Annotated in this window: 2 protein-coding genes; both read left to right on the forward strand. The window is 66.0% G+C overall.

The window, feature by feature from the left end; all coding sequences use genetic code 11:
* Nucleotides 1-417: 417 nt before the first annotated feature.
* Nucleotides 418-1,662: an IS256 family transposase gene (locus KVS67_RS11330; protein ID WP_031943898.1), complete on the forward strand. Its 1,245-nt coding sequence runs from the start codon at nt 418-420 to the stop codon at nt 1,660-1,662.
* A 5-nt stretch (nt 1,663-1,667) separates the two neighbouring features.
* The gene (locus KVS67_RS11335) at nt 1,668-2,021 is read left to right on the forward strand and encodes a PH domain-containing protein (protein WP_217565376.1); all 354 of its coding nucleotides are present in this window, start codon (nt 1,668-1,670) and stop codon (nt 2,019-2,021) included.
* The last annotated feature ends 75 nt before the right edge of the window (nt 2,022-2,096 follow it).

Consider the following 2,096-nt stretch of genomic DNA (forward strand, 5'->3'; position numbering starts at 1 on the left):
GTTCTTCTCGTCGATCATGGTCATGATTCTTACCGTTCCTCTCGGTACGGCTTACACAGACCATCTGACACGCCCCCTTCTCGTCTTCGACCCCATGCCCTGCTGGGTCCCTGGGTGCTGACGATGGTTCGCGGAACCCTCGCGTCACGGGCCGCCCGCAGGTAAGACCGTGCCTTATGCCACGCAAAATTCCGGTGCTACAGCGTCGGCCAAGATGGAGGAGATCGCCAAAGCGTTCGTTAATATCACCTCCTGGACTCTTGTGAAGGAAACGGCCATCCCCACTCACGTCGAGTTGAGTCCCTGATAGTGGTGTAACCCTCCCCGGCCGCCAACACCGTCCCCAGCATGGACGCGGTCACCGTGGGAGCCTTCGAGTGAACCTTCCACAGCACTCTCGAAAGGGACATCACCACGATGACCGCTCCTCACATTGTCGACCCTGAACGCCTGCTACGCGAAGCGATCGGCGAAGCCTCGCCGGACTTGTTGCGCCACCTGCTGCAGACCGTGATCAACGCCCTGCTCAGCGCTGACGCAGACGCGGTCTGCGGCGCCGAGTACGGCACCGCTTCTGATACCCGCACCGCACAGCGCAACGGGTACCGCCACCGGCCCCTCGACACCCGCGCCGGCACGATCGACGTGGCCATCCCGAAACTGCGCGCCGGCACGTACTTCCCAGAGTGGCTGCTCGAGCGACGCAAGCGGGCCGAGTCCGCGTTGATCACGGTCGTCGCCGACTGCTACCTCGCTGGGGTCTCCACCCGACGCATGGACAAGCTCGTGCGCCAGCTGGGCATCGACTCGCTCTCGAAGTCCCAGGTCAGCCGGATGGCCGCCGAGCTGGACGAGCACATCGACGCGTTCCGGCACCGCCCGCTGGGGGATGCCGGCCCGTTCGTGTTCCTCGCCGCGGACGCCCTGACCATGAAGGTTCGCGAGGGTGGTCGGGTGATCAACGCGGTGGCCATGGTCGCCACCGGCGTCAACGCTGACGGGCGACGTGAGGTACTCGGGCTGCGGGTGGCCACCACGGAGTCAGGCGCGGCGTGGAACGAGTTCTTCGCTGATCTGGTCGCCCGCGGCCTTCACGGGGTGAGACTGGTGACTTCGGACTCCCACCGTGGCCTGGTCGAAGCCATCGCGGCGAACCTGCCCGGGGCCGTGTGGCAGCGGTGCCGCACGCACTATGCCGCGAACCTGATGGCGGTGACCCCGAAGGCCATGTGGCCGGCGGTGAAGGCCATGCTCCACAGCGTCTACGACCAGCCTGACGGGCCGGCGGTGCACGCCCAGTTCGACCGGCTCTTGGACTACGTGGCCGAGCGGTTGCCCGCCGTGGCTGGGCACCTCGATGCTGCTCGGGAGGACATCCTCGCGTTCATCTCGTTCCCGAAGGACGTGTGGTCCCAGATCTGGTCGAACAACCCTGCCGAGCGCCTGAATCGGGAGATCCGGCGCCGCACGGACGCGGTGGGCATCTTCCCGAACCGGGATGCCGTGGTGCGGCTCGTGGGGGCCGTGTTGGCTGAGCAGACGGATGAGTGGGCCGAGGGCCGCCGGTACCTCGGTCTCGAGCTGCTGGCCCGCTGCCGCGAGCCCCTCACGCAAGAACCGGGCACCGTGATGGGCACGGAGGTGATGCCGGCCCTGGCCTGATTCTCATGCCTCGAAGACGGTTACACCACTTCCAGGGACTTGACCCTCACGTCGCGGCACTGCTGGTTCCGGGTGAGGGGCCCGTGGCTGCCTACAAGACCCTCCGGAATACGGCGATCTTCACCACCAAGCGCCTCATCGGGCGGGATGCCCAGGGGCTCAAGGGCAAGAAGGTCGAGGTCTACTCGTTGCCCTTCTCCGCCGTGAACATGTGGTCGTCGGAGAATGCGGGGACGTTCGACGTCAACGCGAAGTTCCAGGTGTGGACTCGCGCCAGCCAGGTTAAGACCAACCTCTGCGCGGGCATCGACGTCCGCAAGCTCAACTGGCTGATTGCCCGTGCAGTGCTCGGCACGTGAACAGCTGTCGAGCCTCCCGTCGAACGGCCCGGTGCCTGCTAGGGCACCACGGATCCCTTCGGCGAAATCCCGGCC

Source organism: Micrococcus sp. GbtcB5 (genome assembly GCF_019091605.1).
Lineage (GTDB): Bacteria > Actinomycetota > Actinomycetes > Actinomycetales > Micrococcaceae > Micrococcus > Micrococcus luteus.